The sequence below is a fragment of the Providencia sp. PROV119 genome (genome assembly GCF_028482435.1).
In the GTDB taxonomy this organism is placed as follows: Bacteria; Pseudomonadota; Gammaproteobacteria; order Enterobacterales; family Enterobacteriaceae; genus Providencia; species Providencia stuartii.
In genome coordinates this window covers 97,004-122,287 of sequence record NZ_JAMPQL010000007.1, presented here as the reverse complement: position 1 = coordinate 122,287, position 25,284 = coordinate 97,004, and the positions used below count along the sequence as shown (strand labels likewise).

The 25,284-nt window shown below is 42.8% G+C and carries 16 protein-coding genes and 2 pseudogenes; 7 read left to right on the top strand and 11 right to left on the bottom strand.

Going from position 1 to position 25,284, the window contains the following annotated elements:
* Positions 1–2: 2 nt before the first annotated feature.
* The gene (gene acrR / locus PSF11_RS08395) at positions 3–653 is read right to left on the bottom strand and encodes a multidrug efflux transporter transcriptional repressor AcrR (RefSeq protein ID WP_004922458.1); all 651 of its coding nucleotides are present in this window, start codon (positions 651–653) and stop codon (positions 3–5) included.
* A gap of 133 nt (positions 654–786) precedes the next feature.
* Between acrR and PSF11_RS08390 the strand changes: the two genes are divergently transcribed.
* The 3 genes from PSF11_RS08390 (at position 787) to PSF11_RS08380 (ending at position 6,495) form a co-directional block, all read left to right on the top strand.
* Positions 787–1,974 carry an efflux RND transporter periplasmic adaptor subunit gene (locus PSF11_RS08390; RefSeq protein ID WP_004922461.1) on the top strand — a complete coding sequence of 396 codons (1,188 nt, stop codon included), beginning with the start codon at positions 787–789 and terminating at the stop codon, positions 1,972–1,974.
* 15 nt (positions 1,975–1,989) lie between these two features.
* On the top strand, positions 1,990–5,151 hold the full coding sequence (locus tag PSF11_RS08385) for an efflux RND transporter permease subunit (protein WP_004922465.1): 3,162 nt from the start codon (positions 1,990–1,992) through the stop codon (positions 5,149–5,151).
* Positions 5,152–5,565: 414 nt separating this feature from the next.
* Positions 5,566–6,495, top strand: coding sequence for a two-partner secretion domain-containing protein (locus PSF11_RS08380; protein WP_004922472.1), 930 nt, complete (start codon positions 5,566–5,568; stop codon positions 6,493–6,495).
* A gap of 129 nt (positions 6,496–6,624) precedes the next feature.
* Here PSF11_RS08380 and PSF11_RS08375 read toward each other — a convergent pair whose 3' ends face one another.
* The 8 genes and pseudogenes from PSF11_RS08375 to dgt all read right to left on the bottom strand — a co-directional run bounded on the left by PSF11_RS08375 (position 6,625) and on the right by dgt (position 18,602).
* The gene (locus PSF11_RS08375; RefSeq protein ID WP_004922475.1) at positions 6,625–8,010 is read right to left on the bottom strand and encodes a DASS family sodium-coupled anion symporter; all 1,386 of its coding nucleotides are present in this window, start codon (positions 8,008–8,010) and stop codon (positions 6,625–6,627) included.
* A 319-nt stretch (positions 8,011–8,329) separates the two neighbouring features.
* Complete coding sequence (gene eno / locus PSF11_RS08370; protein ID WP_004922479.1) at positions 8,330–9,631, bottom strand: phosphopyruvate hydratase; 1,302 nt, start codon at positions 9,629–9,631, stop codon at positions 8,330–8,332.
* 63 nt (positions 9,632–9,694) lie between these two features.
* The gene (gene pyrG, locus PSF11_RS08365; RefSeq protein ID WP_004922482.1) at positions 9,695–11,332 is read right to left on the bottom strand and encodes a glutamine hydrolyzing CTP synthase; all 1,638 of its coding nucleotides are present in this window, start codon (positions 11,330–11,332) and stop codon (positions 9,695–9,697) included.
* Positions 11,333–11,939: 607 nt separating this feature from the next.
* A pseudogene (locus tag PSF11_RS08360) lies at positions 11,940–12,254 on the bottom strand (ATP-binding cassette domain-containing protein); the annotation flags it as partial.
* Positions 12,255–12,292: 38 nt separating this feature from the next.
* On the bottom strand, positions 12,293–13,087 hold the full coding sequence (mazG, locus tag PSF11_RS08355; RefSeq protein ID WP_004922490.1) for a nucleoside triphosphate pyrophosphohydrolase: 795 nt from the start codon (positions 13,085–13,087) through the stop codon (positions 12,293–12,295).
* 83 nt (positions 13,088–13,170) lie between these two features.
* Complete coding sequence (gene relA / locus PSF11_RS08350; protein WP_272682753.1) at positions 13,171–15,408, bottom strand: GTP diphosphokinase; 2,238 nt, start codon at positions 15,406–15,408, stop codon at positions 13,171–13,173.
* A gap of 16 nt (positions 15,409–15,424) precedes the next feature.
* The gene (gene rlmD / locus PSF11_RS08345) at positions 15,425–16,756 is read right to left on the bottom strand and encodes a 23S rRNA (uracil(1939)-C(5))-methyltransferase RlmD (protein WP_072502460.1); all 1,332 of its coding nucleotides are present in this window, start codon (positions 16,754–16,756) and stop codon (positions 15,425–15,427) included.
* Positions 16,757–17,078: 322 nt separating this feature from the next.
* Positions 17,079–18,602, bottom strand: a complete 1,524-nt coding sequence (gene dgt, locus PSF11_RS08340; protein WP_040132328.1) for a dGTPase — start codon at positions 18,600–18,602, stop codon at positions 17,079–17,081.
* Positions 18,603–18,724: 122 nt separating this feature from the next.
* Between dgt and mtnN the strand changes: the two genes are divergently transcribed.
* Together mtnN and btuF are read left to right on the top strand one after the other, a co-directional pair.
* On the top strand, positions 18,725–19,417 hold the full coding sequence (mtnN, locus tag PSF11_RS08335) for a 5'-methylthioadenosine/S-adenosylhomocysteine nucleosidase (RefSeq protein WP_004922501.1): 693 nt from the start codon (positions 18,725–18,727) through the stop codon (positions 19,415–19,417).
* Between the two features lie 78 nt (positions 19,418–19,495).
* On the top strand, positions 19,496–20,323 hold the full coding sequence (btuF, locus tag PSF11_RS08330; RefSeq protein ID WP_072502461.1) for a vitamin B12 ABC transporter substrate-binding protein BtuF: 828 nt from the start codon (positions 19,496–19,498) through the stop codon (positions 20,321–20,323).
* Positions 20,324–20,363: 40 nt separating this feature from the next.
* Here the strand turns inward: btuF and erpA are convergent, their stop codons facing one another.
* Positions 20,364–20,708: an iron-sulfur cluster insertion protein ErpA gene (gene erpA, locus PSF11_RS08325; RefSeq protein WP_004922507.1), complete on the bottom strand. Its 345-nt coding sequence runs from the start codon at positions 20,706–20,708 to the stop codon at positions 20,364–20,366.
* A 334-nt stretch (positions 20,709–21,042) separates the two neighbouring features.
* Between erpA and hemL the strand changes: the two genes are divergently transcribed.
* Together hemL and PSF11_RS08315 are read left to right on the top strand one after the other, a co-directional pair.
* On the top strand, positions 21,043–22,332 hold the full coding sequence (hemL, locus tag PSF11_RS08320) for a glutamate-1-semialdehyde 2,1-aminomutase (RefSeq protein ID WP_004922511.1): 1,290 nt from the start codon (positions 21,043–21,045) through the stop codon (positions 22,330–22,332).
* Positions 22,333–22,411: 79 nt separating this feature from the next.
* A pseudogene (locus PSF11_RS08315) lies at positions 22,412–22,534 on the top strand (NadS family protein); the annotation flags it as partial.
* A 130-nt stretch (positions 22,535–22,664) separates the two neighbouring features.
* Here PSF11_RS08315 and mrcB read toward each other — a convergent pair.
* Positions 22,665–25,181, bottom strand: a complete 2,517-nt coding sequence (mrcB, locus tag PSF11_RS08310; protein ID WP_036941313.1) for a bifunctional glycosyl transferase/transpeptidase — start codon at positions 25,179–25,181, stop codon at positions 22,665–22,667.
* Between the last annotated feature and the right edge of the window lie 103 nt (positions 25,182–25,284).

The following is a 25,284-nucleotide window of genomic DNA, read 5'->3' as shown; positions in this document are numbered from 1 at the left end:
GGTTATTCAGTCTGATCCGTTTTTACGCGTAATGATGGACTGTATTTCAATGTTTCTAGCATCGTTTCCACCAATATTTCCGTACGTTTATGTATCTTAAAACTATCAGGCTGCAATAACCAGTTTTCAAGTAACCCAGCCATCATGGCGCGGATCATAATTGCCCCACACTCTAAATCGAGATTAGCTGGGAGTTGCCCTGCTTCAACACAATGGCGTAGGAGTTCAATGATACGATGATGGCTAGCAACGTAATTCTCTTTTTTTAAATCAACAATGGCCGCCATTTCCCCTACCAATTCACACTTGTGGAACAGAATATCCATCAAAGCGCGGTTTTTAGGGCTTTCAATAAAATCTGTCAAAATATAAACTAAAATTTCTTTTAGAATTGCCAGTGGATCATTACTATACTTCAAACGATAATAATTTTCGGCCTGTTGTATTTGACTGTCACTAAACTCACAAGCTTGGTGGAATAGGTCGACTTTATTTTTGAAATGCCAGTATATCGCTCCGCGGGTCACACCAGCGGATTTGGCAATATCGGCTAAAGATGTCGCCGATACACCTCGTTCAGAAAAGGTTTTGATGGCAGCATCTAAAATTTCCTGACGGGTTTCTTCGGCCTGTTGTTTAGTTTTTCGTGCCATTGTAACTCGTTTATCGACAAAGCTGATTTACATACATTCGTGTATGTTTGTACTATAGCATAGTGATAAATCTTATTGTTTACCATTTTTCTTATATTGTTTTTTACTCATGTTGATTAATTGAGGTTAACTTATGCGAAAAAACAGAGGGGTGTTACCTCTGGCTCTGTTGGTTCTTTCAGGTGGCTTAGCTTTATCAGGTTGTAACGATGAACAGAAAGGTGGCGGTGAACGCCCGGCGCCTGAAGTAGGAATTGTTACGCTAAAAGCCGAACCTCTGACTATCAAGACCGAATTACCTGGACGTACATCCGCATATCGTGTCGCAGAGGTCCGTCCACAGGTAAGTGGCATTATACTCAAACGTAACTACAAAGAAGGTAGCGATGTTGAGGCCGGAACGTCTTTATATCAGATAGATCCAGCGCCTTTCCAAGCCACTTATGATAGTGCGAAAGCTGAACTTGCTAAAGCGCAAGCTAATGCAAATTTGGCCGGTTTGACGGTAAAACGCTACAAGCCACTTTTAGGTACTAATTACATTAGTCAGCAAGAATACGATCAGGCAACATCAACTTATGCACAAGCTTTAGCGGCTGTGAAAGCAGCAGAAGCTGCCGTTGAAACTGCGCGTATTAATCTGAACTATACCAAAGTTACTGCGCCAATCAGTGGTCGCACGGGGAAATCAAATGTCACCGAAGGTGCTTTAGTTTCTTCTGGTCAAGCCACTGAGTTGATGCGAGTTCAACAGCTTGACCCTATCTATGTTGATGTGACGCAATCCAGTGAAGATTTCTTGCGTCTACGTAACGAGATAGAAAAAGGCGCTCTACAAAAAGAGCCGGGCAAAGCCCCTGTGAGCTTAGTCATTAATAATGGCCAAGAGTATGCCCAAAAAGGTGCTCTGGAATTCTCTGATGTCACTGTGGATGAAACAACAGGTTCAATCACAATGAGAGCAGTCTTCCCGAACCCAAATAAAGAGCTTATGCCAGGAATGTTTGTGCGCGCTATCTTAGAAGATGGTGTCATGGAAAAAGCGATTTTGGTTCCTCAACAAGGTTTGGCTCGTACTCCACAAGGTGACGCTCAAGTCATGGTGGTAGGTAAAGACGATAAAGTTGAAGTCCGAAAAGTAAAAACAGCACAAGCTGTAGGCAACAAATGGCTAGTCACTGATGGTTTGCAAGATGGCGATCGCGTTATTGTGATTGGCCTCCAAAAAATCAAACCAGGTCTTGTTGTCGTTCCTAAGGAAGCTAATTTAGAAGCGCAATCTATAGACAATCAGGCACAACCTGAACAAAAGTCTAAGTAAGGGAGCGGTTGATTAATGCCTAAGTTTTTTATAGAAAGACCAATTTTTGCATGGGTAATTGCTATTATTACTATGCTTGCTGGTCTGTTGGCAATTATCAAGTTACCTGTGGCACAGTATCCGACCATTGCACCGCCGTCTGTTTCTATCTCGGCAAACTATCCGGGCGCCGATGCATCGACGGTACAGAACACAGTGACTCAGGTTATCGAACAGAATATGAATGGTATCGATAACTTGGTGTATATGTCATCAACCAGTGATTCATCAGGTTCTGCTAATATCATGCTGACGTTTGAAGCCGGTACGGATGGCGACATTGCACAGGTTCAAGTGCAAAACAAACTTCAGCTCGCGATGCCATTACTTCCCCAAGAAGTACAGCAACAAGGTATTAGCGTTGATAAATCTACCAGCTCATTCTTAATGGTAGCCGGCTTCGTTTCTGCCGATGGCTCAATGGGACAATATGATATTGCCGACTACGTTGGCTCTAATATTAAAGACCCACTTAGCCGTGTTAATGGTGTTGGTGAAACACAGTTGTTTGGTACGCCATATGCGATGCGTATCTGGTTAAAACCAGAAATGCTCGTTAAGTACAACATGACAACAACCGATGTTATCAATGCAATTAAAGTACAAAACAACCAAGTGGCGGCAGGTCAATTAGGGGGAACACCTCCAGTTGCAGGCCAACGCTTGAACGTTTCTATCATTGCACAAACCCGTTTAAACAACCCTGAAGAATTCGCCAATATCCTCTTACGAGTCAATAAAGACGGTTCTCAAGTACGTTTAAAAGATGTAGCAACGGTTGAACTTGGCGCTGAAAACTACAGCACCATTGCGCGATTTAATGGTAAAGCCGCAGCAGGTATCGGTATTAAGCTAGCGACGGGCGCTAACGCGCTGGATACGGCGAACAATGTCCGTGCAGCACTAGCGAATATGGAACCATTCTTCCCTGAAGGGTTAGAAATTGTTTATCCATATGATACAACGCCATTCGTTAAGATTTCGATTAACGAAGTTGTTAAAACGCTCGTTGAAGCAATCATGCTGGTTGTTGTAGTAATGTATCTGTTCTTACAGAACATTCGTGCCACATTGATACCAACAATTGCGGTTCCTGTCGTCTTGTTGGGAACATTTGCCGTCTTGGCCGCATTTGGATACTCGATCAACACCTTAACCATGTTTGCGATGGTACTCGCTATCGGTCTTCTCGTGGATGACGCCATCGTTGTGGTTGAAAACGTTGAACGTGTTATGCAAGAAGAAGGTTTATCACCAAAAGAAGCAACCAAGAAGTCCATGGGGCAAATTCAAGGTGCGTTGGTGGGTATCGCCATGGTACTGTCCGCGGTATTTGTTCCAATGGCCTTCTTCGGTGGCTCAACAGGTGCAATTTACCGTCAGTTCTCCATTACCATCGTTTCAGCCATGATCTTATCGGTACTGGTTGCAATGATCTTAACCCCTGCACTTTGTGCCACTATATTAAAGCCAATTAAAAAAGGCAGTCATGGTAGCCAAAAAGGGTTCTTCGGCTGGTTTAACCGTACATTCGAAAAGCAAGCACACCACTATACTGATAGTGTTAGCCGCATGTTGAATGGTACAGGCCGTTACTTGCTCATTTATCTCGTATTAGTGGCAGGTATGGCGTTAATGTTTATCCGCCTTCCTTCTTCATTCTTACCAGAAGAAGACCAAGGGGTATTCTTAGCGATGGTTCAATTACCACCAGGATCAACGCAAGAGCAAACACAAGCTGTACTGGATGAAGTTAACACTTACTTCCATACCAAAGAAGAACGTAACGTTGAGTCTGTCTTTACCGTTGGTGGATTCAGTTTCGCGGGTCAAGGCCAAAACATGGGTCTCGCATTCGTGGTTCTGAAGAATTGGAGTGAACGTAAAGGCGATGAAAACCACGTTGAAGCGATTGTGGGTCGTGCAAACGCTGCACTATCACAAAAGCAAGAAGCATTGATTTACGCCTTTAACCTACCTGCTATTGTTGAGTTAGGTACGGCCAACGGCTTTGACTTTGAATTGGTTGACCAAGGTAACTTAGGACATGATGCCTTAATGGCGGCACGTAACCAGTTACTTGGTTTAGCGGCTCAACACCCTGAAATTTTGCAAGGTGTTCGTCCTAACGGGCAAGATGATACATCACAATACCGTATCTATATTGATCAACAAAAAGCGCAAGCACAAGGTGTCGCTATTGCAGATATCAATGCAACGCTTAGTTCAATTTTCGGTGGTACTTATGTAAACGACTTTATCGACCGTGGTCGTGTTAAGAAAGTTTACGTACAAGGTGATGCAGAAAGCCGTATGCTACCTTCGGATATTAGTTCATTGTATGTTCGAAATGCCGAAGGGAACATGGTGCCATTCTCTGCCTTCTTGGATGAATCTCAAGATCCTTGGAAATATGGTTCACCGCGTTTAGAGCGTTATAACGGTGTTCCTTCAATGAACATTCAAGGGCAAGCAGCATTTGGTCAAAGTACGGGTGATGCTATGCTGATGATGGAAAAACTGACAACTGAAAACCTACCGAAAGGGATTGGTTATGAGTGGACAGGTATGTCATATCAGGAGCGTTTGTCTGGTAACCAGGCACCTGCCCTGTATGCTATCTCACTGATTGTTGTCTTCCTATGTCTGGCAGCCCTATATGAGAGCTGGTCTGTACCATTCTCTGTTATGTTGGTTGTTCCATTGGGTATTATCGGTGCATTACTGTTTACCTCCGTTCGTGGACTGTCGAACGACGTTTACTTCAAGGTGGGCCTCTTAACAACCATTGGTCTGTCGGCGAAGAACGCAATATTGATTGTTGAATTCGCCAAAGACTTGATGGAAAAAGAAGGCAAAGGATTAGTTGAAGCGACATTAGAAGCTGTGAAAATGCGTTTACGACCCATTCTGATGACATCACTGGCCTTTATGTTAGGTGTTATCCCACTGGTATTCAGTAATGGTGCAGGTTCAGCAGCACAGAACTCCGTTGGTACAGGCGTTCTGGGTGGTATGTTCGCTGCAACCTCACTGGCTATCTTCTTCGTTCCTGTATTCTACGTGGTGATCCGTCGCCGCTTTGCAGGAAAAACAGAAGAGCTTGAGCATGCTCATCCAGTCAAAAAAGCCGAATAATTATATTCAGCTAAAATAATCGCTAAGGGCCACAACAGTGGCCCTTTTTAATGCATTACTTGTCAGCTTAAGCGTGACATTATTCTTCCCTTCCCTATAACGCCTGACGCAGTCAATGCCATTCGATACCACAAGAGATACTAAACACCAAATAATCATTATTATTCATTTAAATTAACGCTTAACTGAAATAGGTATCTTTGCGGCTCTACTGATAGTCATTGTTTACAATCTCACTTCAAATACTCTTAAGTTAAATATCTCTTATTAAATCAAAGCAATAATTTATTTATTATATGTTCACTCTTTTTGTTTTTGATTATCTCCCCATATTTTTTGATATGGTTAACCGCTTTCTTTTACCGATATACTTTAATTAAATTTATAGGATCTTTCATCGCAAGGAGCATCACCATGCAACTACGTTATCGTTGTATTACCTCGTTATTTTTATTTACCTTTTACCACTACGCAATCGCATCCACCAACACAACTCAAGCCAAAGTCATCAATATTACCGCTCCATTAGAGAACCATATTTCATTTAACCGCTTTGAAACACTCTCTTCTAATGAACATGGTTTAGTATTTAATAATGATATCAGCGACAATAGCGCTCTCGGTGGGAAAGCCGCTAAAATGATCCTTGCCGAAGTGACCGGGAGCGAAGCTACAAATATTCAAGGAGTTATTGGTATAAAAGGCCAAACAGCCAACTTAGTCATTGCTAATCCTAATGGCATTACATGGAACAACGGCTCTGCAAGCAATATTGCTAGCCTATCATTGGTCGCAGGGAATTTTGAAAGACAGTTTATTAAAGACAAAACAGATCCCAAAAAACTGCTACCGAAACCATTAAAAGACTATAGCCAATTAAAATTTACCGTCTCTCCCGGTAGCCAAGTCACCATTAATCAACAACAAGCTAACCCTATACAGTTATCTAAAATCAATGTATTCGCTGACCGTATAAAACTACAAAATGCAGTCAACATCACCTCTGCCGTCCAAAACTATCTAAGTAGCTCAGGTAATGCTTCTCTCTCTATTCGTGAAGGTCTACTGGTTTCAGGAGCAAAATATAAAGCAACAACACTGCATAGTGAAGGGAGCCAATTCGAACTAAGTGAAAATGGTAAACTGACGGGGCGTTCTATTTTACTCGAAAGCCATCGATATCAATGTAAGGACAGCTTTATGTGTCCACAAAATAAGGTTGATATAAAAGGTCTCATTGAAGCGATGAACTTTTCTTTACAGGGGGATAGCCAGTTTGCCCTTACAGGACGATTACGCCTTGGCAGCAACCAGCAAGAGTTGGTGAGACAAACTGTCGAATAATCATTGAGTATAAAATGCCATTTTATTCCTTTACTCTTTGACTATTACCTTAAGCCAAGCGGGGCTAAATAGCTGGAGGCCTCATCAACATGAGGCCTCCAATCACTTTGCGGTTATGACTGACTCGAATTACAGCCAGAAGAACCAAGCAAATAGTGATATCACAATAATACAAGCAACGTTTAACACTGCACCAACACGCACCATCTCGATCTGCTTGATATAACCAGAACCAAAGACAATAGCATTTGGCGGTGTTGCCACTGGTAGCATAAAGGCACAAGATGCACCAATACCAATAATCATCGTCAATGCCATAACAGGCATGCCCAATGCTTCAGCTACGGTAGCAAAAATAGGTACTAACAACGCCGCACTCGCTGTATTACTTGTAAATTCCGTTAAGATAATGATAAACGTAGTGACCGCTAAGATAATGACGAACCAATGGCTTTGACCAAAAGTCATTTGCATCCAGTCAGCCATAATCTTACTTGCACCTGACGAACTTAGAATAGCGCTCAGTGTTAAACCACCACCGAACAGCATCAATACGCCCCATTCCGTGTTTTTCTGGATTTGCGCCCAGCTCGCAACACCAGTTACCCCGATAAGGATTGCTGCACTTACGGCAATAATCGTATCCAGATCTTTAACGCCACCTAATGCTTTACTGATAAATGTACTAGTGATCCAGCACAGCACCGCGATAAGAAAGATGCACATCGCTGTGATACGTTTACCATTCCATTCCACATGCTCTAGCTCTAATTCAAAGCGATGCTTCAAATTTGGACGTAGCATCATAAACATCAGCACAAACATCATTGGTAACAGCACAACCATAATTGGAATGCCATATTTCATCCATGACAAGAAATCCAAGCCAAGTGCAGAAGCTGCGATTGCGTTTGGTGGACTACCAACAATGGTACCTAAACCACCAATACTCGCACTATAAGCAACACCTAATAGAACAAACACGAAGGTGTTACGTTCATGACGCGCATCCAAATTAGAAAGGATACCTAACACAAGGGGTAGCATCATCGCGGCTGTTGCCGTGTTACTAATCCACATTGATAGCAGTGCCGTTACACCGAATAGCAACACCACGGCTACGGATAAACGCCCACGTGCTACCATTAATAAACGGTTAGCGATCAGCCGGTCTAGGCCTTGAATATGCAACGCTGTCGCCAAAGCAAAACCACCAAAAAATAGGAAAATAATTGGGTTTGCAAATGACTTCAAGGCATCGCCTGTATTCATCAAACCAAGACCAACCGCTAAGATTGGGATACATAATGCAGTGATAGTAACGTGTATCGCTTCAGTCAACCAAAGCACACCAATAAATACCATCATTGCAAGCCCAGCATTCGCTTTATCATCAAATGGTAAATATTTTAAAAGTAAAATTAGCAATACGATATCAACCGCTAAAATCACCCAACCTTTTACATTTGATGGCGTTGGCCCAACAGAAGGTTTCAGAGATTCAGAAGCATCCATATTCACTCCATTGGCTTATCAGCATCCTAGTGCCCAAGCTCTTGTTAATATTTATTTACAGTATGGGGAATATAGAGTTAATCGAATGAAATTCAAATGTAGATGATGCAAAATTGAGAGCTGTACCGCGCAATTAAACACTTTTTTCATTTGATACATAAAAAACTATCGATTTTGTGAACATCTAAAAAATGATGAGTCCGTGTAATTCCTTAGCAAAAGATAAAGAAATTTAAACAAAAAAATGGGGGGATGGGGGCTAATAAAAAACGGGAAGACAATGCTCCCCGTTTTGAGAAATAACTCAACCTAGCTTAAATTATGCTTGGCCTTTAACTTCTTTCAGACCATTGAATGGAGCACGGTCACCCAATGCTTCTTCAATGCGGATCAATTGGTTGTATTTAGCAACACGGTCAGAACGGCTCATAGAACCTGTTTTGATTTGGCCTGCCGCAGTACCAACCGCTAAGTCTGCAATGGTTGCATCTTCAGTTTCACCTGAACGGTGAGAGATAACCGCAGTGTAACCCGCATCTTTCGCCATTTTGATAGCAGCCAATGTTTCAGTCAGAGAACCGATTTGGTTGAATTTAATCAGGATAGAGTTAGCAATGCCTTTCTCAATACCTTCTTTGAGGATCTTAGTGTTTGTAACAAACAGATCGTCACCAACCAATTGGATTTTGTCACCAAGCACTTTAGTTTGGTATGCAAAACCATCCCAATCAGATTCGTTCAAGCCATCTTCGATAGAAACGATTGGATACTCTTTAGTCAGACCTTCTAAATAATGAGTGAACTCTTCAGAAGTAAAGGTTTTACCTTCACCTTTTAGCTCATAGTTGCCAGTTTCTTTGTTATAGAACTCAGAAGCCGCACAGTCCATCGCCAGAGTGACATCTTTACCTAATACATAACCAGCTTGCTCAACAGCTTCTTTAATAGCACCTAGTGCAGCAGCGTTAGATTCTAGGTTTGGCGCATAACCACCTTCATCACCAACAGCAGTGTTCATGCCTTTAGCTTTCAGTACTTTCGCTAGGTGATGGAAAATTTCAGAACCCATGCGAACAGCGTCTTTCAGTGTTGAAGCACCAACTGGCTGGATCATGAACTCTTGAATGTCGACGTTATTGTCAGCGTGCTCACCACCATTGATGATGTTCATCATTGGCAGAGGCATTGAATATTGACCGTGAGTACCGTTTAGGTCAGAAATATGCTCATAAAGAGGCATACCTTTTGCCGCAGCTGCCGCTTTCGCGTTAGCTAATGACACAGCCAAAATCGCGTTCGCACCAAATTTAGATTTGTTATCAGTACCATCTAGATCAATCATGATCTTATCGATAGTCGCTTGGTCTTTTGCATTTTGACCAATCAGCGCTTCTGCAATTGGGCCATTAACAGCGGCAACCGCTTTCAGAACGCCTTTGCCCAGAAAACGTGATTTATCACCATCACGCAGTTCCAGTGCTTCACGAGAACCTGTAGATGCACCTGATGGCGCGGCTGCTAAACCAACAAAGCCACCTTCTAGATGAACTTCAGCTTCTACAGTTGGGTTACCACGAGAATCAATGATTTCACGACCGATCACTTTAACGATTTTGGACATTAGGTTTTCCTCAGTACAAGTTAAATTGTGGGGAGCAGGCACATCTGCCTACCCCGCCATATCTTATTTCAACTCACCTTTCTGGTAGCTACCAGCGGCTTTAACAAAACCTTCAAACAATGGGTGACCATCTCTTGGCGTTGAAGTGAATTCAGGGTGGAACTGGCATGCCACAAACCATGGGTGATTTGGATTTTCAATAATTTCAACCAGTTTGTTATCCACTGAACGACCTGCAACTTTTAGCCCCGCATCTTCAATGCGTTTTAGCAACAGATTATTCACTTCATAGCGGTGGCGGTGACGTTCAACAATCGTATCTGCACCATACATATCACGAACCAAGCTGTCTTTAACTAAGTGGCATGGTTGACCACCAACACGCATGGTTCCACCAAGATCGCTCTCTTCAGAACGCACTTCTAGGTTACCATTTTCATCACGCCATTCAGTAATTAGCGCAACGACTGGGTATTTACAGTTTGCATCAAACTCAGTTGAGTTTGCACCTTCCATATTGGCAACGTTACGTGCAAATTCAATCAAGGCAACCTGCATACCTAAACAAATGCCTAAATAAGGCACTTTATTTTCGCGTGCATATTTCGCTGTCATGATCTTACCTTCGATACCACGCTCACCGAATCCACCCGGAACAAGGATAGCATCTAAGCCTTTTAATAGATCAACACCACGAGTTTCAATATCTTGTGAATCAATCAGTTTGATATTCACAGTTAGGCGATTTTTCAATCCACCGTGTTTTAAAGCTTCAATAACTGATTTATAAGCATCAGGTAATTCAACATACTTACCAACCATACCAATGGTCACTTCACCAGTAGGGTTTGCTTCTTGATAAATCACTTGTTCCCATTCAGCAAGGTTTGCTTCGCGGCAGTCAAGATTGAAACGCTTACAGATATACTCATCTAAGCCCTGTGATTTCAACATACCAGGGATTTTGTAGATGGAATCAACGTCTTTGAGTGAAATAACCGCTTTTTCAGGAACATTACAGAACAGTGCAATTTTTGCACGCTCATTCGCAGGAATAACGCGGTCTGAACGACAGATCAGCACATCTGGCTGAATACCAATGGATAGCAGCTCTTTAACAGAATGCTGAGTTGGTTTAGTTTTCACTTCACCCGCTGCCGCCAAATAAGGAACTAAAGTCAGATGCAGATAGAGTGTGCGTTCACGCCCTACTTCTGCCGCCATTTGACGAATAGCTTCCAAGAATGGCAATGATTCGATATCACCAACCGTTCCGCCAACTTCGACTAAAACAACATCATGACCTTCACCACCACGGATGATGCGGTCTTTAATTTCATTGGTAATATGAGGGATAACTTGGATAGTCGCGCCAAGATAGTCTCCGCGACGTTCTTTGCGCAATACTTCTGAATAAACGCGCCCCGTTGTAAAGTTGTTGCGACGCGTCATTTTGGTACGGATGAAACGCTCATAATGACCTAAATCCAAGTCAGTTTCAGCGCCGTCTTCTGTAACGAAAACTTCCCCGTGTTGGGTTGGGCTCATTGTCCCTGGATCAACGTTGATGTACGGATCCAGTTTCATAATGGTGACATTGAGTCCACGGGCTTCGAGTATAGCCGCCAAAGAGGCTGCGGCAATGCCTTTACCCAGAGAGGATACGACCCCGCCGGTCACAAAAATATAATTAGTTTTCATGCTGAACCTGAAAGTTTAGGTTTAAAAGATGATGGATATAACAGGACGGGAAAACAGTATACCCGAACCTTAATTTCGCTACAAATGTTCTAAGCATAATAAGGTTAATTTTCCTCTATATTCCATTAATATCAGCTAGTTAAAATAAAAAATATTTTCTAGCCCCAAACAAGGTTGATTAACATGCAAACAGCAACAGTGCTATCACTCAAGCCATTTAACCCATTAAGTGACTTTGCTTACCATAGCTTTTGAGATACGACAGCGTAGAAACTGTTTTCCCTAAAGTAAAATAGCAATGTGAGTTTACTCATCATATACCTATTTTAGGTTAGCAAATTTGCGTTATGATGCCACTCATAACACTTCACCTCTCTTTAATTCGTGTCTCTATACAGAAACACCTCCTAAGGCTAGCATATTTTTCGCAAAAGCTAAATCCTTTCAGCAAAACTAGAGTGAACTAAGATGGTTTTATTAAATTAGGTGAAATTTTTTGTATATCTCGTAGAAAAGATCAGCAATCTAGCGTGTATTAAGTGGATGTTAATGAGGTTAACTTAAGCTTGCTTTGCAGTTATGATGGCTTTTTCAGCAACAATAATAGTCAATCATATTGTGACACCCAGTGATTTAATTGCAGATTAAAAATTTTATCTGCCGACTTTATCATTTCAGGGCGATGGGCAACAAAAATACGGGTAATTTGCAGTGAGGCAATCGCCTCCGTTATTTTACGCTCATTTTCTACATCCAAATCACTTGTCGCTTCATCCATTAACAAAATTTTAGGTTCTCGATAAAGTGCTCTTGCAATCGATATTCGTTGCCTTTGTCCTCCAGAAAGGAGACTTCCTATATCACCAATTATCGTTTCATATCCTCTAGGAAATGAAGATATTTCCTCGTGTATTGATGCTAACTATTTTAAAAAATAAGGTAACACATTAAAAACAAATATTATTCCGAGAGCTTAATTTGCTGCCAATGCTGTTCCATCTCCTCAAGCGTTGCGGTTTCTGTGGTTTTACCTTCTAGTGCAAGACGTGACTCTATTTGGCGAAAACGCTTTTCAAACTTCTGGCAGGCCTTGTTAAGTGCCATTTCGGGTTTATGGCCTAGATGACGTGATAAATTCACGGTCGCAAACAGTAGATCGCCAATTTCTTCTTCTAAGCGCTGCTCATCAACAACCACTTGAGTGGCCTCTTCCATTACTTCATCCAGCTCTTCGCGAACCTTGTCGACTACAGGCCCTAACGTGTCCCAATCAAAACCCACTGATGCACAACGTTTTTGGATCTTATAGGCTTTCATTAAGGCAGGTAGCGCGCTTGGAATATCATCAAGGATGGAAAATTGCGCCTTTTGTGCACGTTCAGCAGACTTACGCTTTTCCCATCCTGCCAGTGCAACACTGCTATCAGGGTGATTTTCTGCGTCAAAAATATGCGGGTGGCGTCGTTCTAGTTTATCGCTAACCGCTTGGCAAATATCATTAAAATCAAAACGTGACTGCTCTTTCGCCATTTGCGCATAAAACACGACTTGGAATAACAAATCGCCTAATTCACCTTTTAGGTCATCAAAATCTTCACGCTCAATGGCATCAATGACTTCATAAGTTTCTTCAAGCGTATAAGGAGCAATCGTTTTAAACGTTTGTTGAGTATCCCACGGGCAACCTGTTTGTGGATCACGCAATTTCGCCATAATGCCTAGTAATCGTTCAAGCTGTGATGCTGTCGTACTCATTTTTTGACCTTTTTAAACCATAAAAATCCCATGTTTCGCAAGGATAACATGGGATCGTTTATTACTGCATAACGATGTTACGATTATTTAGAATGGCGTTTCGCTTCGATCACATCAGGCAATTGATTCAGTTTGGCCAATACTCGAGCCAATACCTGTAGGTTATAAATTTCAATCGTCATATCGATGGTCGCTAACTGCTGTTTAACATCACTACGGCTGCTAACGCCAAGTACGTTAACTTTTTCGTTAGCTAAGATGGTTGTGATATCACGTAACAGCCCACTTCTATCGTTAGCAACAACACGCACCACTAGCGAATAACCACTGGAGTAGTTCTCCCCCCATACTGCATCAACTAGGCGCTCAGGTGCATGGCTTTGCAACTCAGCAAGCTGTTCACAATCAACGCTATGGATAGAAATACCTCTCCCTTTCGTGATAAATCCAACAATGTCATCGCCAGGAATGGGCTGGCAGCAGCGTGCGATATGGTGCATTAGGTTACCCACACCTTCGACAACTACGCGACCACTGCTATTCGTTTGGGAAGCTGGCCGTGGCGCCGCAGTTTTACTTTCCAGCGTCTTCATCGCTTCGCGATCGGCTTCTTCCGCTGACGTTTTCTTGAATTTACTTTGTAAGAAGTTGACTAATTGATTGATACGAATATCACCACCGCCAATTCCGGCCAAGACCTCATCAAGAGAATGGACGTTATAGCGTGCTATCAATAATTTTTCCGCCTCTTTGATACCTATATCAAGGTGCGCTAATTCGTTATCAAGAATTTGACGCCCCGCCAGCACGTTTTTATCCCTATCCTGCTTACGGAACCAGTTATGGATCTTAGCGCGCCCCCGGCTGGTTGTCACATAGCCTAAATTAGGGTTGAGCCAGTCACGGCTTGGATTTGGGTGTTTTTGGGTAATAATTTCAATTTGGTCACCCATTTGTAACTGATAGCTAAACGGTACAATACGACCACCAATTTTAGCGCCAATACAGCGGTGCCCAACATCACTGTGGATATGATAAGCAAAGTCGAGTGGCGTTGACCCCGCAGGTAAATCAACAACATCCCCTTTAGGTGTAAATACATATACGCGGTCATCAAAAACTTGGCTACGCACTTCATCAAGCATTTCACCTGAATCAGCCATCTCTTCTTGCCATGCTATCAATTTACGCAACCATGCAATACGGTTTTCGTAGCTGCTTCCTTTACCAACCCCTGTTGCTCCCTCTTTATATTTCCAGTGTGCAGCAACCCCCAACTCTGCATCTTCATGCATTTGGCGGGTGCGGATCTGTATTTCGAGGGTTTTACCATTTGGCCCAAGTACTACGGTATGGATAGATTGGTAGCCATTGGGTTTAGGGTTGGCGACATAATCATCAAATTCATCCGGCAAATGACGGAAATGGGTATGTACTATCCCCAGCGCTGCATAGCAGTCTTGTAGACGTTCAACGACAATACGTACCGCTCTGACATCGAATAACTCATCGAATGCTAGCGATTTTTTCTTCATTTTGCGCCAAATGCTGTAAATATGCTTGGGACGCCCATAAATTTCAGCTTGAATATTCTCTTTCAGCATTTTTTTGCGCAATGTGGTCACAAAGTTATCGATATACTCTTCGCGATCAATACGGCGCTCATGCAATAAACTCGCAATTTTCTTGTATTCTTCTGGGTGCAAATAACGGAAACAAAAATCTTCCAATTCCCATTTGAGTTGATCGATACCCAAGCGGTTGGCCAATGGCGCATAGATATTGGAACACTCTTTAGCGGCTAATACGCGCTCATCTTCTGTCGCATCTTTCACTTCGTGTAGATGCGCAATGCGTTCGGCTAGCTTGATAACAACACAGCGGAAATCTTCAACCATCGACAGTAACATACGACGAATATTATCCACTTGAACGGAGCTAGTTTCCCCCGACTGTGTCGCCTTTAATTGGCGGATGGCATCCATTTCAAGGACACCTTTTACCAGCTCATAAATTGATTGACCGAAATCATCAATTACCGCTTGTTCATCGAGCTGTTTCTCTTCAACTAACGGAAATAGCAGTGCGGCTTGTAAGCTACCGATATCCATGCTCAGCGTCGAGAGTATTTCGGTCATCTCGATCCCACGCCATAGCAGTAGGGGTGCCGTTTCTTGCCCTGCTAATTTTTCATGACAATACTGCCAGGTATGGATAAGTTTTTGTTCTGATTGTGGATTATTTAGGCCCAGCCCGCTTACCCATTTTTCTGGGGCAAACTCACCTGCTGGGGTAAGATGTGCACTTCTTACAGCAACCATATATTCTCCCTACCTGTTAACCCTCTGGGCTATTGATAAATAGCGCCATTGATTCCAGATGACTGGTATGCGGAAACATATCCAACATCCGCAGTTGTACTAACTGATATCCCGCTTGAAGCAAAATTTTGCTATCCCGTGCCAAAGTGGTCGGGTTACAAGAAACATAGACAATTTTTTCGGGCATCAGTTTAACTAAATGTTCCATTACGCCAGCGGCGCCCGCTCGAGCAGGGTCTAACAATACCTTATTAAACCCTTCAGCTGCCCATGGCTGAGTATGGATTTGCGCCTCTAAGTTTTCATTATAGAAGGTCGCGTTACCAATTGAATTGCGCTGCGCGTTATTTCTCGCTTGTTTGACTAAATTTTCGACACCTTCAACACCAACCACGGCTTTGACTCGCCTCGCGATAGGCAATGTAAAATTCCCCATGCCACAAAACAAATCTAAAACTCGATCATGTGGGTGCAGATCCAACCATTCAAGTGCTTGAGCAACCATTTTCTGATTGATGTCACTATTGACTTGAATAAAGTTTAATGGGCTGAACTGTAACATTTCCCCAGCAACCTGATATTCGGGTATCACGGTAGAAGCGCTTAACGGATGTAAGCTATGTTCATCCCCTGCTAACCAAACACAGACCTCATGTTGCTGTTCAAAGCTTTTAAGCAGCTGCTGATCGGAGGGAGCCAATGGTACAAGGTGGCGCAGTAAGACAATGAGGCTATTATCTGCTCGGATCAACTCCACATGGCCGAGTTTTGGTGCAGCTTTTAGCTGATTTAAGCAGTCAGATAGTGGTTGGATCAATCGTTCAAGGTCGTGATGCAGTACAGGGCACTGCTTGATATCGACCAAGGTATTCGATTGAGTTTGGCGAAACCCCATTAACAGGTGTTTGCTTTTATTTTGATACTGTAATCCAAGACGCGCTCTACGGCGGTAACCATAAGGTTCACCAAAAATAATGGGCTTGGCTTCTTTTTGAACCTCAGTTTCTCGGGCGATTAGATGCTGTAATGCATTGGCTTTACTTTCTCTTTGTAGAGAAATATCAATGTGCTGCTGCTGGCAGCCACCACACTGATTAAAATAACGGCACTGTGGCTTAACCCGTTGTGGGCTGGTACTTAAACGTTTAACCACTTTTGCTTTCGCAAAGCGGCTTTTCTCTTCAACCAATTCAATTAGCGCTTGTTCACCGGGTAGAAGCCCTTCTACGAAAATCGCTTTACCATTAGAGCGTGCAACTCCTTGACCTGCTGCATCTAGACTATCGATTGTCACCGTTATTTGACGGCGTTGGGTGGTACGGCGGTTTGGCGAGTAAAATTGGGCCATAATTTGTCACTACGAGGTGTTAAGTTTCAGAAAATAATTTTATATTCTCTTTGGTTAAAGAGATGCTCTCTCACTGGCATAAGATACGCGACAACACACTGACTTTAAGCTCTACCTACGCGTAACTATAGCGTCTACTAGTGCATATCACCTAGTCAGCAGAATATATGCTCAGTAAAAGCGCGCCTATAATAGCAGTTTTTTTGCCAAGATGAGTTATCACTTTTTCACTTAACGTATATTTTTTTATTATTTTTGTTTGTTTGAACGGCTCTTATTCAAAATAATTGACGCCTTCATCACCTTACTGCCGAATAAACAATCAGTTTGACACCATACATTTACGATATTCTTCATAGGCATAATGATCCGTCATGCCGCTGATATAATCCTGAATCAATCGTGCCCGATAATAAAACTCAAGAATAGATTTCTCTATTTCATTTGTTGCACATATGCCTTCAATTGCTTCACTGTATGACAAACGGTGCTTATTAGAGAGTTTATGGAATAACCGTGTTTCGATAAAAAATTGTTTGTGATAGTTATTTTCAACTAGCGAAATAAAGTCTTCCCTTTCTAACATCAATAATGGGCGATAAAAATCTAACAGCCCCCCAATGATGCGATAACCTTGCAACTCCAGCTCTTCTACTTCGTGATGGCTAAAGACATGCTTAAATGCAACCGTTTTCAAAACTTTAAGTAAACGATGCTCAGGGCTTTTATCTTCCAACAATGCGCTATTGAAGCGCCCTGCATAGATTTCGGGGAGATTCTGAATAAAACGCTGAGCACTGTAACGAGCCAATTTACTGGTAATATTCACTCGTAAATACATAAAAAACTGGTCTTGTTGAATTCGTCTTGTATGGTTATCACTGATATTATTAAAAGCGCTCATAATGGTTTCATCAAATAAGTCGCCTTTTTCGACTACCCCCCATTCGTTCCGCAAATAGTTGATCAATTGTTCAACGGTAAAAATTCCTTTCTCAGCGGCATCATCTAAATCAGCAATACAATAAGAGATATCATCAGCCGCCTCCATAATATAAGAAAGTGGGAAGCGACAATGTTCACCCATCTCTAATTTTTTACATAGTTCATTCACGAAACCGAGTTCAGACCAATAGTAGCCCGGCTTTTTCATCAAATAATCAAATTCTTCAGGAATAGGCTCAAGATCATATGCTCCACGCGTATATTTCAAGATAGAGCCGACTTGTGCATAAGTGAGATTTAGCTTCAATAGGCGATGTACCATGCGTATCCCTTGCGCATTACCTTCAAAAGAGCATAGATCCTGTTTAAGTTGACGACGGAAGAGATCAAGACGTTCATCCCCAGTTAAACGCATGGCGGCGATTTTACAAGGATCCGGATAATCGGGTGTGTATTGGTATTGAGGGGCTAGCAGTTGGCGAAACCAACTCTGAATTGCGGCTTCACCAAAATGCCCAAAAGGAGGGTTACCGATGTCGTGCATCAAACAAGACATTTCGACTAGGCTTTCAAACGCATCACAACGCTCATGTAGCCCATATTTTTCCAGTAACTTTTTCTTTTTTAATTCGTGAAGAACCGTTTTGCTAATGTAACGCCCGACTTGTTGTACTTCTAAGGAATGGGTCAATCGGCTGCGCACTGCGGCATTTTGTTCTAATGGAAATACTTGTGTTTTTTGCTGCAACCGACGGATCGCCGCTGAATTGATAATTCGGCCTCTATCACTTTCAAATTGGCGATTAACAGCATCTTCATTGTGAGCAGAGACTCGAGGACTTTTCGCGCTATTATAGTTTCGTTGATAATTTAATTTTGTTAGAAAATTAATTTCGCTCACACCAACTCCTCATCCTTTATACACGAGACAAAAATAAAAGGCAGAGAAATAATACCTTTCAATGTTACACTTTAGTCATCTCTACCTTAAGTGTCTAATTAATCAACAGTGAGTATGACATAATGAAAGTCGGTATCATAGGTGCAATGGAGCAGGAAGTTGCCATCCTGCGTGAACAAATTGAAGGCTGCCAAACTCTCAGCCGTGCTGGCTGTGAAATTTACACAGGGAAAATTAATGGCGTCGACGTTGCGCTGCTAAAATCAGGTATTGGTAAAGTGGCGGCGGCAATCGGCACCACGTTGCTACTTGAACATTGCCAACCCGATATAGTAATTAATACTGGCTCAGCGGGTGGTTTAGATCCTAACTTAAATGTTGGCGATATCGTTGTTTCAACTGAGGTACGTTATCACGATGCGGACGTAACTGCTTTTGGTTATGAACCAGGCCAAATGGCGCAATGCCCTCCCGCATTTATGGCTGACCCTAAATTGATCGCGCTCGCCGAAAAATGTATTCAACAGTTGGATATGAATGCGGTTCGTGGCCTTGTGTGCAGTGGTGATGCTTTCATCAATGGCGCAGAGCCTTTGGCTCGAATTAAAAAAACCTTCCCTCAAGTCGCTGCTGTTGAGATGGAAGCTACCGCCATCGGCCAAGTTTGCCATCAATTCGCTGTACCTTTTGTTGTCGTACGCGCTATTTCCGATGTAGCAGATAAAGAATCACACACCAGTTTTGATGAGTTTTTACCTGTTGCAGCGCGCCAATCATCACTGATGATAGCGGCAATTTTAGCTGAACTCGCATAACTTTCGTTTAAAATAAAAAGCATAGTCAATAAAACGCTATGCTTTTTATTTATTCTTTTAGTTAGAGGCAATGACTGCATGAAATGGCACCCAAGCACACTTCAAACCACACTCGCCTTACTACTATTGCTATTTTTTAATACATCGGTTGTTGCAGACACGAAACATCGCGTGATCAGCCTTTCTCCAGCGAATACTGAGTTGGCTTATGCGGCTGGATTAGGCGAAAGCCTGATTGCTGTCAGTGCATACTCCGATTATCCTGCCGAAGCGAAACAATTAGAGCAGGTTTCCGATTGGCAAGGCCTTAATGTCGAACGGATTGTGGCACTAAAACCCGATCTTATTTTAGCTTGGCGAGGTGGTAACCCTCAGCGCCCACTCGACCAACTTGCTGCTTTGGGGATCCCTATTATCTATTTCGATCCACAAAGCGTTGAAGGGGTTATTTCTGCTATCGAACAACTGGCTAAATACAGCCCGCAGCCCCAAATTGCCCAGCAGTCCGTTTTATCGATGCGTGAGCAACTTAACCAGCTAAAACAACGTTACGCTCAGCAAGAGCGCCCCAAAAAACGGGTATTTATTCAACTAGGCACTCACCCCCTATTTAGTACAGGCAGTAACACTATTCAAAATGACATTGTTTCAATGTGTGGTGGGGAAAATATTTTCGCAAACAGTGCTGTGCCTTGGCCTCAAGTCAGCCGTGAACAGGTTATTGCTAGGCAGCCCGAGATGATTGTAATGACAGGAACCGAGACTCAAGAAACTGCCGTTCGCCAATTTTGGCAAACGCAACTTTCTATCCCGATTATTCGTTTAAATGAAGATTGGTTTCATCGTGCTGGCCCTCGCGTAGTGCTGGCGGCCCAGTCATTGTGTGAACAATTACACTCAGAATAGCGATGAATGAGAGGGGGAACGCCCCTCTCAACGATAAGACTTAAATGCTAAATGAAGAACCACAACCACAGGTGGATTTCGCATTTGGATTGGTCACAATAAAACGTGAACCTTCTAACCCTTCAGTATAATCAACACTTCCGCCAACCAAATATTGTAGGCTCATTGGGTCAACCACCAAGGCAACGCCTTGTTTTTCAATGGTCATGTCGCCATCATTAATTTGGTCATCAAAGGTAAAGCCATACTGAAAGCCGCTACAACCACCACCGGTAATGTAAACACGTAGACGCAGGTTTGGGTTGTCTTCTTCAGAAACTAAGTCTTTTACTTTAATTGCTGCCGCATCAGTAAACTGCAATGGCAGAGCTGCATCATCACTCATTTTTTACTCCAAGCCGGTCAACCGGTAATTCAGCGTAAGCAGATAGCTTACTCAGATCAATTTACTAATTATCCGCCAGCTTAGTCATTGATTCAAGTCCTGTGTCGTAATTCAACACATTGTGCATACCAATCAATGCATTTGGTTTAATTGGTTCCGTGCTTTAGAATAGGCCTATTAAATAATTCAAGTTGCATGTAGATGACCAACCAAAAGTGGCCTCACTCAGCGCTACCTTATGGCTTGAGCCACCCTATCTAAGTAACTTGAAGTATGATAAGTCTCGTTTCAACGGTATTTAGTCGATTTATTTGTCCCTATTCAGGAGCCTTGCATGAGCCAATCTTTAAACTTATATAATGAAGCGCAACAGCTAATCCCCGGAGGCGTCAACTCACCAGTACGAGCATTTAATGGTGTTGGTGGTACGCCTTTATTTATTGAACGTGCTGATGGCGCTTATATTTTTGACGTTGATGGTAAAGCTTATGTTGACTATGTAGGCTCTTGGGGGCCAATGGTGCTTGGTCATAACCACCCTGCCGTCCGTGATGCCGTAATCAAAGCTGTCAATAAAGGCTTAAGTTTCGGTGCGCCAACTGCCGCAGAAGTGGAAATGGCAAAACTGGTTTGTGAATTAGTGCCTTCTATCGATATGATCCGTATGGTGAACTCAGGTACTGAGGCAACCATGAGTGCGATCCGCTTAGCACGTGGTTACACAGGTCGCGACAAAATTATTAAATTTGAAGGTTGCTACCACGGCCATGCTGACTGTTTATTAGTCAAAGCAGGCTCAGGGGCATTGACAATGGGAGAGCCTAACTCTCCGGGTGTACCTGAAGATTTCGTTAAACATACACTCACCTGCACTTATAACGATCTAGCATCGGTTCGTCAGGCTTTTGAAAATTATCCACAAGATATTGCGTGCGTCATTGTTGAGCCTGTTGCGGGTAACATGAACTGTGTTCCACCAACCGATGAGTTTTTACCCGGCCTACGTGCACTGTGTGATGAATTTAATGCCCTATTGATCATTGATGAAGTCATGACGGGTTTCCGTGTGGCACTCGGCGGCGCGCAAGATTACTATGGTGTACAACCTGATTTAACCTGCCTAGGTAAAATCATTGGTGGTGGTATGCCGGTTGGCGCATTTGGCGGTCGTTTCGAAGTCATGGAAAAACTTGCGCCGATTGGGCCTGTATACCAAGCAGGAACGCTATCCGGTAACCCAGTTGCAATGGCAGCAGGCCTTGCTTGTCTTAATGAGGTTGCACAGCCAGGTGTTCACGCGAGACTGACCGAGCTAACTGAAAAATTAGCCCGCGGTTTAAAACGCGTATCACAGGAGCAAGGAATTCCAATGGTGATCAACCATGTCGGCGGCATGTTTGGTATTTTCTTCACTGACGCAAAAAGTGTGACTTGCTACCAAGACGTCATGAAGTGTGATGTTGAGCGTTTTAAAACCTTCTTCCACCTTATGTTAGAGCAAGGTATTTATTTAGCGCCTTCCGCATTCGAAGCAGGTTTTATGTCTATTGCTCACAGCGATGAAGATATTGAGAAAACCATCGAAGCAGCAGAAGTTGCATTTGCAAAAATGAAAACTGCTTAACCTTTCTTTCACTCGGAGGCGATATCTTCGCCTCCTTATTTACGCCTTTACTCCCTCATTTTGTCGCGACTAGCGTTTCCTCATTAATGTTAAAGCGATTAGAGCACAACTTACAATTTCACAAGTTGAACCCGTCAAAGCATTGGGAACAAGTGCTGAAACAATAAAAAGTGGGGAATTAAAACGGCATATCCCACTTGGATAAGTGGTGAAAATATTTATAGCGATGCAAACAGTCTGTTGTTATTTCAAGTGTTGATCGTATAAGCTCCGCCTATAAAAAATGCCCCGCGAGTTGATACTCACGGGGCATTTTCATTTTACGGTACTAATTAATTATTACCGAACATTTCCTTCACCCAATCTGGTGCGTCTTCTTGGGCCGGTTGAGCGTTGTTATTTAAATCCCAAACTGGCTCTTGCTGTGCGGATGATTGGCATAATGCGTCTGGCGCCTCAGTCCAAATCGGCAATACGCGTCCGCCACCAAAGTCTGAACAGTTAAATTGACCATCAGGCATCACTTTCATATCCACAATCCCTTCAGGCTGACGATTAATCAACGCCAATGGTGTTTGATTATCCAAATAACGCTGATACACACGCAATGCACCGGTAGAGCCCGTTAACTGTGTTGGCCCATTATTATCACGACCAATCCAGACAATGGCGATTTCTTTACCATCAATACCTGCATACCAGCTATCACGCAAGTCATTGGTTGTTCCCGTTTTACCCGCTAAATTATATTTGCCATATTTCTTCAGCAGTACTCGCCCAGTACCTTGTTGCACCACTTGCTGCATACCATAGAGCGTTAAATAAGCCGCTTGTGACGGTATTGCACGCTCAGCGGATGGATAGCTTTGATAAATTTCAGTGCCATCGCCATCAATAACAGAGCGTAATGCAGAAAGTTTAGCGCGGTTACCATTACCACCAATGGTTTGGTAGATTTGCGCCACTTCAGCCGGTGTTAAGTTAACCGCACCAAGTAGCATTGCGGGAACTTTTTCCATCGCACTCGCTGGCGCACCTAGGCGCACAAAGATATTAACTATCTGATCCAGCCCAACTTCTAGCCCTAAGTTTACCGTTGGGATATTCTGTGATTTCGCTAATGCATCAACCAACATCATTCCCCCTGTAAAATTGCGGCTATAGTTTCTTGGCCTCCAGACTTGATTCCCCACCTTAACGGATAATGGTTCATCTTTTAGCCATGTATTCAGGCGGAAACGATCAGGCTCATTCAATGCCGCTAAATAAACCGGTGGCTTCGCCAATGAACCAATATTACGACGCGCATTGAGCGCACGGTTGAAACCGGAATATTGTGGCTGTGAGCCACCCACCATCGCTCTAACTTCACCGTTAATGCGGTCAACAACGACCATCGCCCCTTCAATATCATTCAGTTTGCGATCTGCTCGTAGCTGAGCCACACCTGATTCCACCGCATTTTCAGCCGCAGTTTGTGCTACGGGGTCAAGAGTCGTAAAGATTTTTGCGCCAGAAAGCTCTTTAACTTTATCGCCCAGTTTTTCATTTAATTCCTGACGAACCATCTGCATAAAAGCAGGCTGAGAGGCGACAAGCCCTTCTCTTGGTTTTACTCCTAAAGGACGCGCGCTAAGCACTTGATACATTTCATTATCGATAACATTGCGTGTTTCTAGTATTTTCAACACGATGTTACGACGTTTAATCGCATTTTCTGGCTGCGTCCACGGGTTATTCTTTGTGGCACCTTGAACCATTCCAACTAATAACGCTTGTTGGTCTAGGCTTAATTCATTAATAGGGCGACCAAAATAATAGAGGCTCGCTAATGGGAAGCCACGAATTTCATCGTTCCCGTTTTGCCCTAAGAACACTTCATTGAGGTACAATTCAAGGATACGGTCTTTGCTATAGTTGTAATCTAGCAAGAGCGCCATAATGGCTTCATTCGCTTTGCGCCTGAATGTCTTCTCATTCGTTAAAAATAAGTTTTTAACTAACTGTTGCGTCAGGGTACTTCCCCCTTGCACAGATTTGCCCGCCGATAAGTTAGCGACAACCGCTCGACCAATAGAGTAAAGACTCACCCCATCATGTTCATAGAAGTTACGGTCTTCGGTCTCTATCAAAATTTTCACTAGCGATTCAGGGAAGTCTGACAACGGTAAAACTAAGCGCTGTTCATTATTCGCCGACTGCATCATGGTGATCAGTTTAGGGTCTAACCGGAAGAAGCCAAATGAACGGCCATTTTCCATATTTTCAATTTTAGTTAAGATCCCTTGGTCAAACACCATGCGCGCCAATATTTTCCCTTCTTTCTGATCAGGGAAATTAAATGGACGCCGTAATATTTCAATCGTGTTGCCTTTAACGGAAAACTCACCTGAGCTAGTAATTTTCGTCACTTTACGGTATTGCATACCTTCCAGTAAGCGGATCATTTCAGCTTGGCTATAATCCATTCCCGGTTCAAGGTTAACCATCCGGCCATACACTGCCGCAGGTAAATCCCAAACCTTGCCATCAAGGCGTTCTTTGATTTGCTGGTTTAAATAAAAAGCATAGGCTCCAAGCAATACAGCAAAGACAATAAAAATTTTGACCAATAACCAAAACCAGCGCCATCGGCTTTTTGGCTTACGATTTTTGTTACCTTTGTTATTTTTGTTCTTCGCCATTAGCTCGTCCTCTTCATCATCGAGGTCTTGCTCATCAATATCATCGTCATCAAATAATTTTTCATCATAATCATAGTCATCACGGCGGCGGCGTGAATGAGACTGCTTTTTTTTCGTCGACGTATTTTTACGTCTACCAATAGGTTCAAAATCTTTACCGGACATGGTCGCTCCATATCACCTACATTCTTAACGTACTATCCTTGATTCTGACTTAAAATGTCAAAGCGTTCACAGAAGAAAGCTCTTAATTACATTTCATTACCTT

Coding starts and splice junctions, on each gene's coding strand:
- mrcB (WP_036941313.1), bottom strand. CDS start 25,181: ATGTCCGGTAAAGATTTTGAACCTATTGGTAGACGTAAAAATACGTCG.
- rlmD (WP_072502460.1), bottom strand. CDS start 16,756: ATGGCCCAATTTTACTCGCCAAACCGCCGTACCACCCAACGCCGTCAA.
- mtnN (WP_004922501.1), top strand. CDS start 18,725: ATGAAAGTCGGTATCATAGGTGCAATGGAGCAGGAAGTTGCCATCCTG.
- PSF11_RS08375 (WP_004922475.1), bottom strand. CDS start 8,010: ATGGATGCTTCTGAATCTCTGAAACCTTCTGTTGGGCCAACGCCATCA.
- mazG (WP_004922490.1), bottom strand. CDS start 13,087: ATGAGTACGACAGCATCACAGCTTGAACGATTACTAGGCATTATGGCG.
- relA (WP_272682753.1), bottom strand. CDS start 15,408: ATGGTTGCTGTAAGAAGTGCACATCTTACCCCAGCAGGTGAGTTTGCC.
- hemL (WP_004922511.1), top strand. CDS start 21,043: ATGAGCCAATCTTTAAACTTATATAATGAAGCGCAACAGCTAATCCCC.
- PSF11_RS08380 (WP_004922472.1), top strand. CDS start 5,566: ATGCAACTACGTTATCGTTGTATTACCTCGTTATTTTTATTTACCTTT.
- acrR (WP_004922458.1), bottom strand. CDS start 653: ATGGCACGAAAAACTAAACAACAGGCCGAAGAAACCCGTCAGGAAATT.
- eno (WP_004922479.1), bottom strand. CDS start 9,631: ATGTCCAAAATCGTTAAAGTGATCGGTCGTGAAATCATTGATTCTCGT.
- btuF (WP_072502461.1), top strand. CDS start 19,496: ATGAAATGGCACCCAAGCACACTTCAAACCACACTCGCCTTACTACTA.
- erpA (WP_004922507.1), bottom strand. CDS start 20,708: ATGAGTGATGATGCAGCTCTGCCATTGCAGTTTACTGATGCGGCAGCA.
- pyrG (WP_004922482.1), bottom strand. CDS start 11,332: ATGAAAACTAATTATATTTTTGTGACCGGCGGGGTCGTATCCTCTCTG.
- PSF11_RS08390 (WP_004922461.1), top strand. CDS start 787: ATGCGAAAAAACAGAGGGGTGTTACCTCTGGCTCTGTTGGTTCTTTCA.
- PSF11_RS08385 (WP_004922465.1), top strand. CDS start 1,990: ATGCCTAAGTTTTTTATAGAAAGACCAATTTTTGCATGGGTAATTGCT.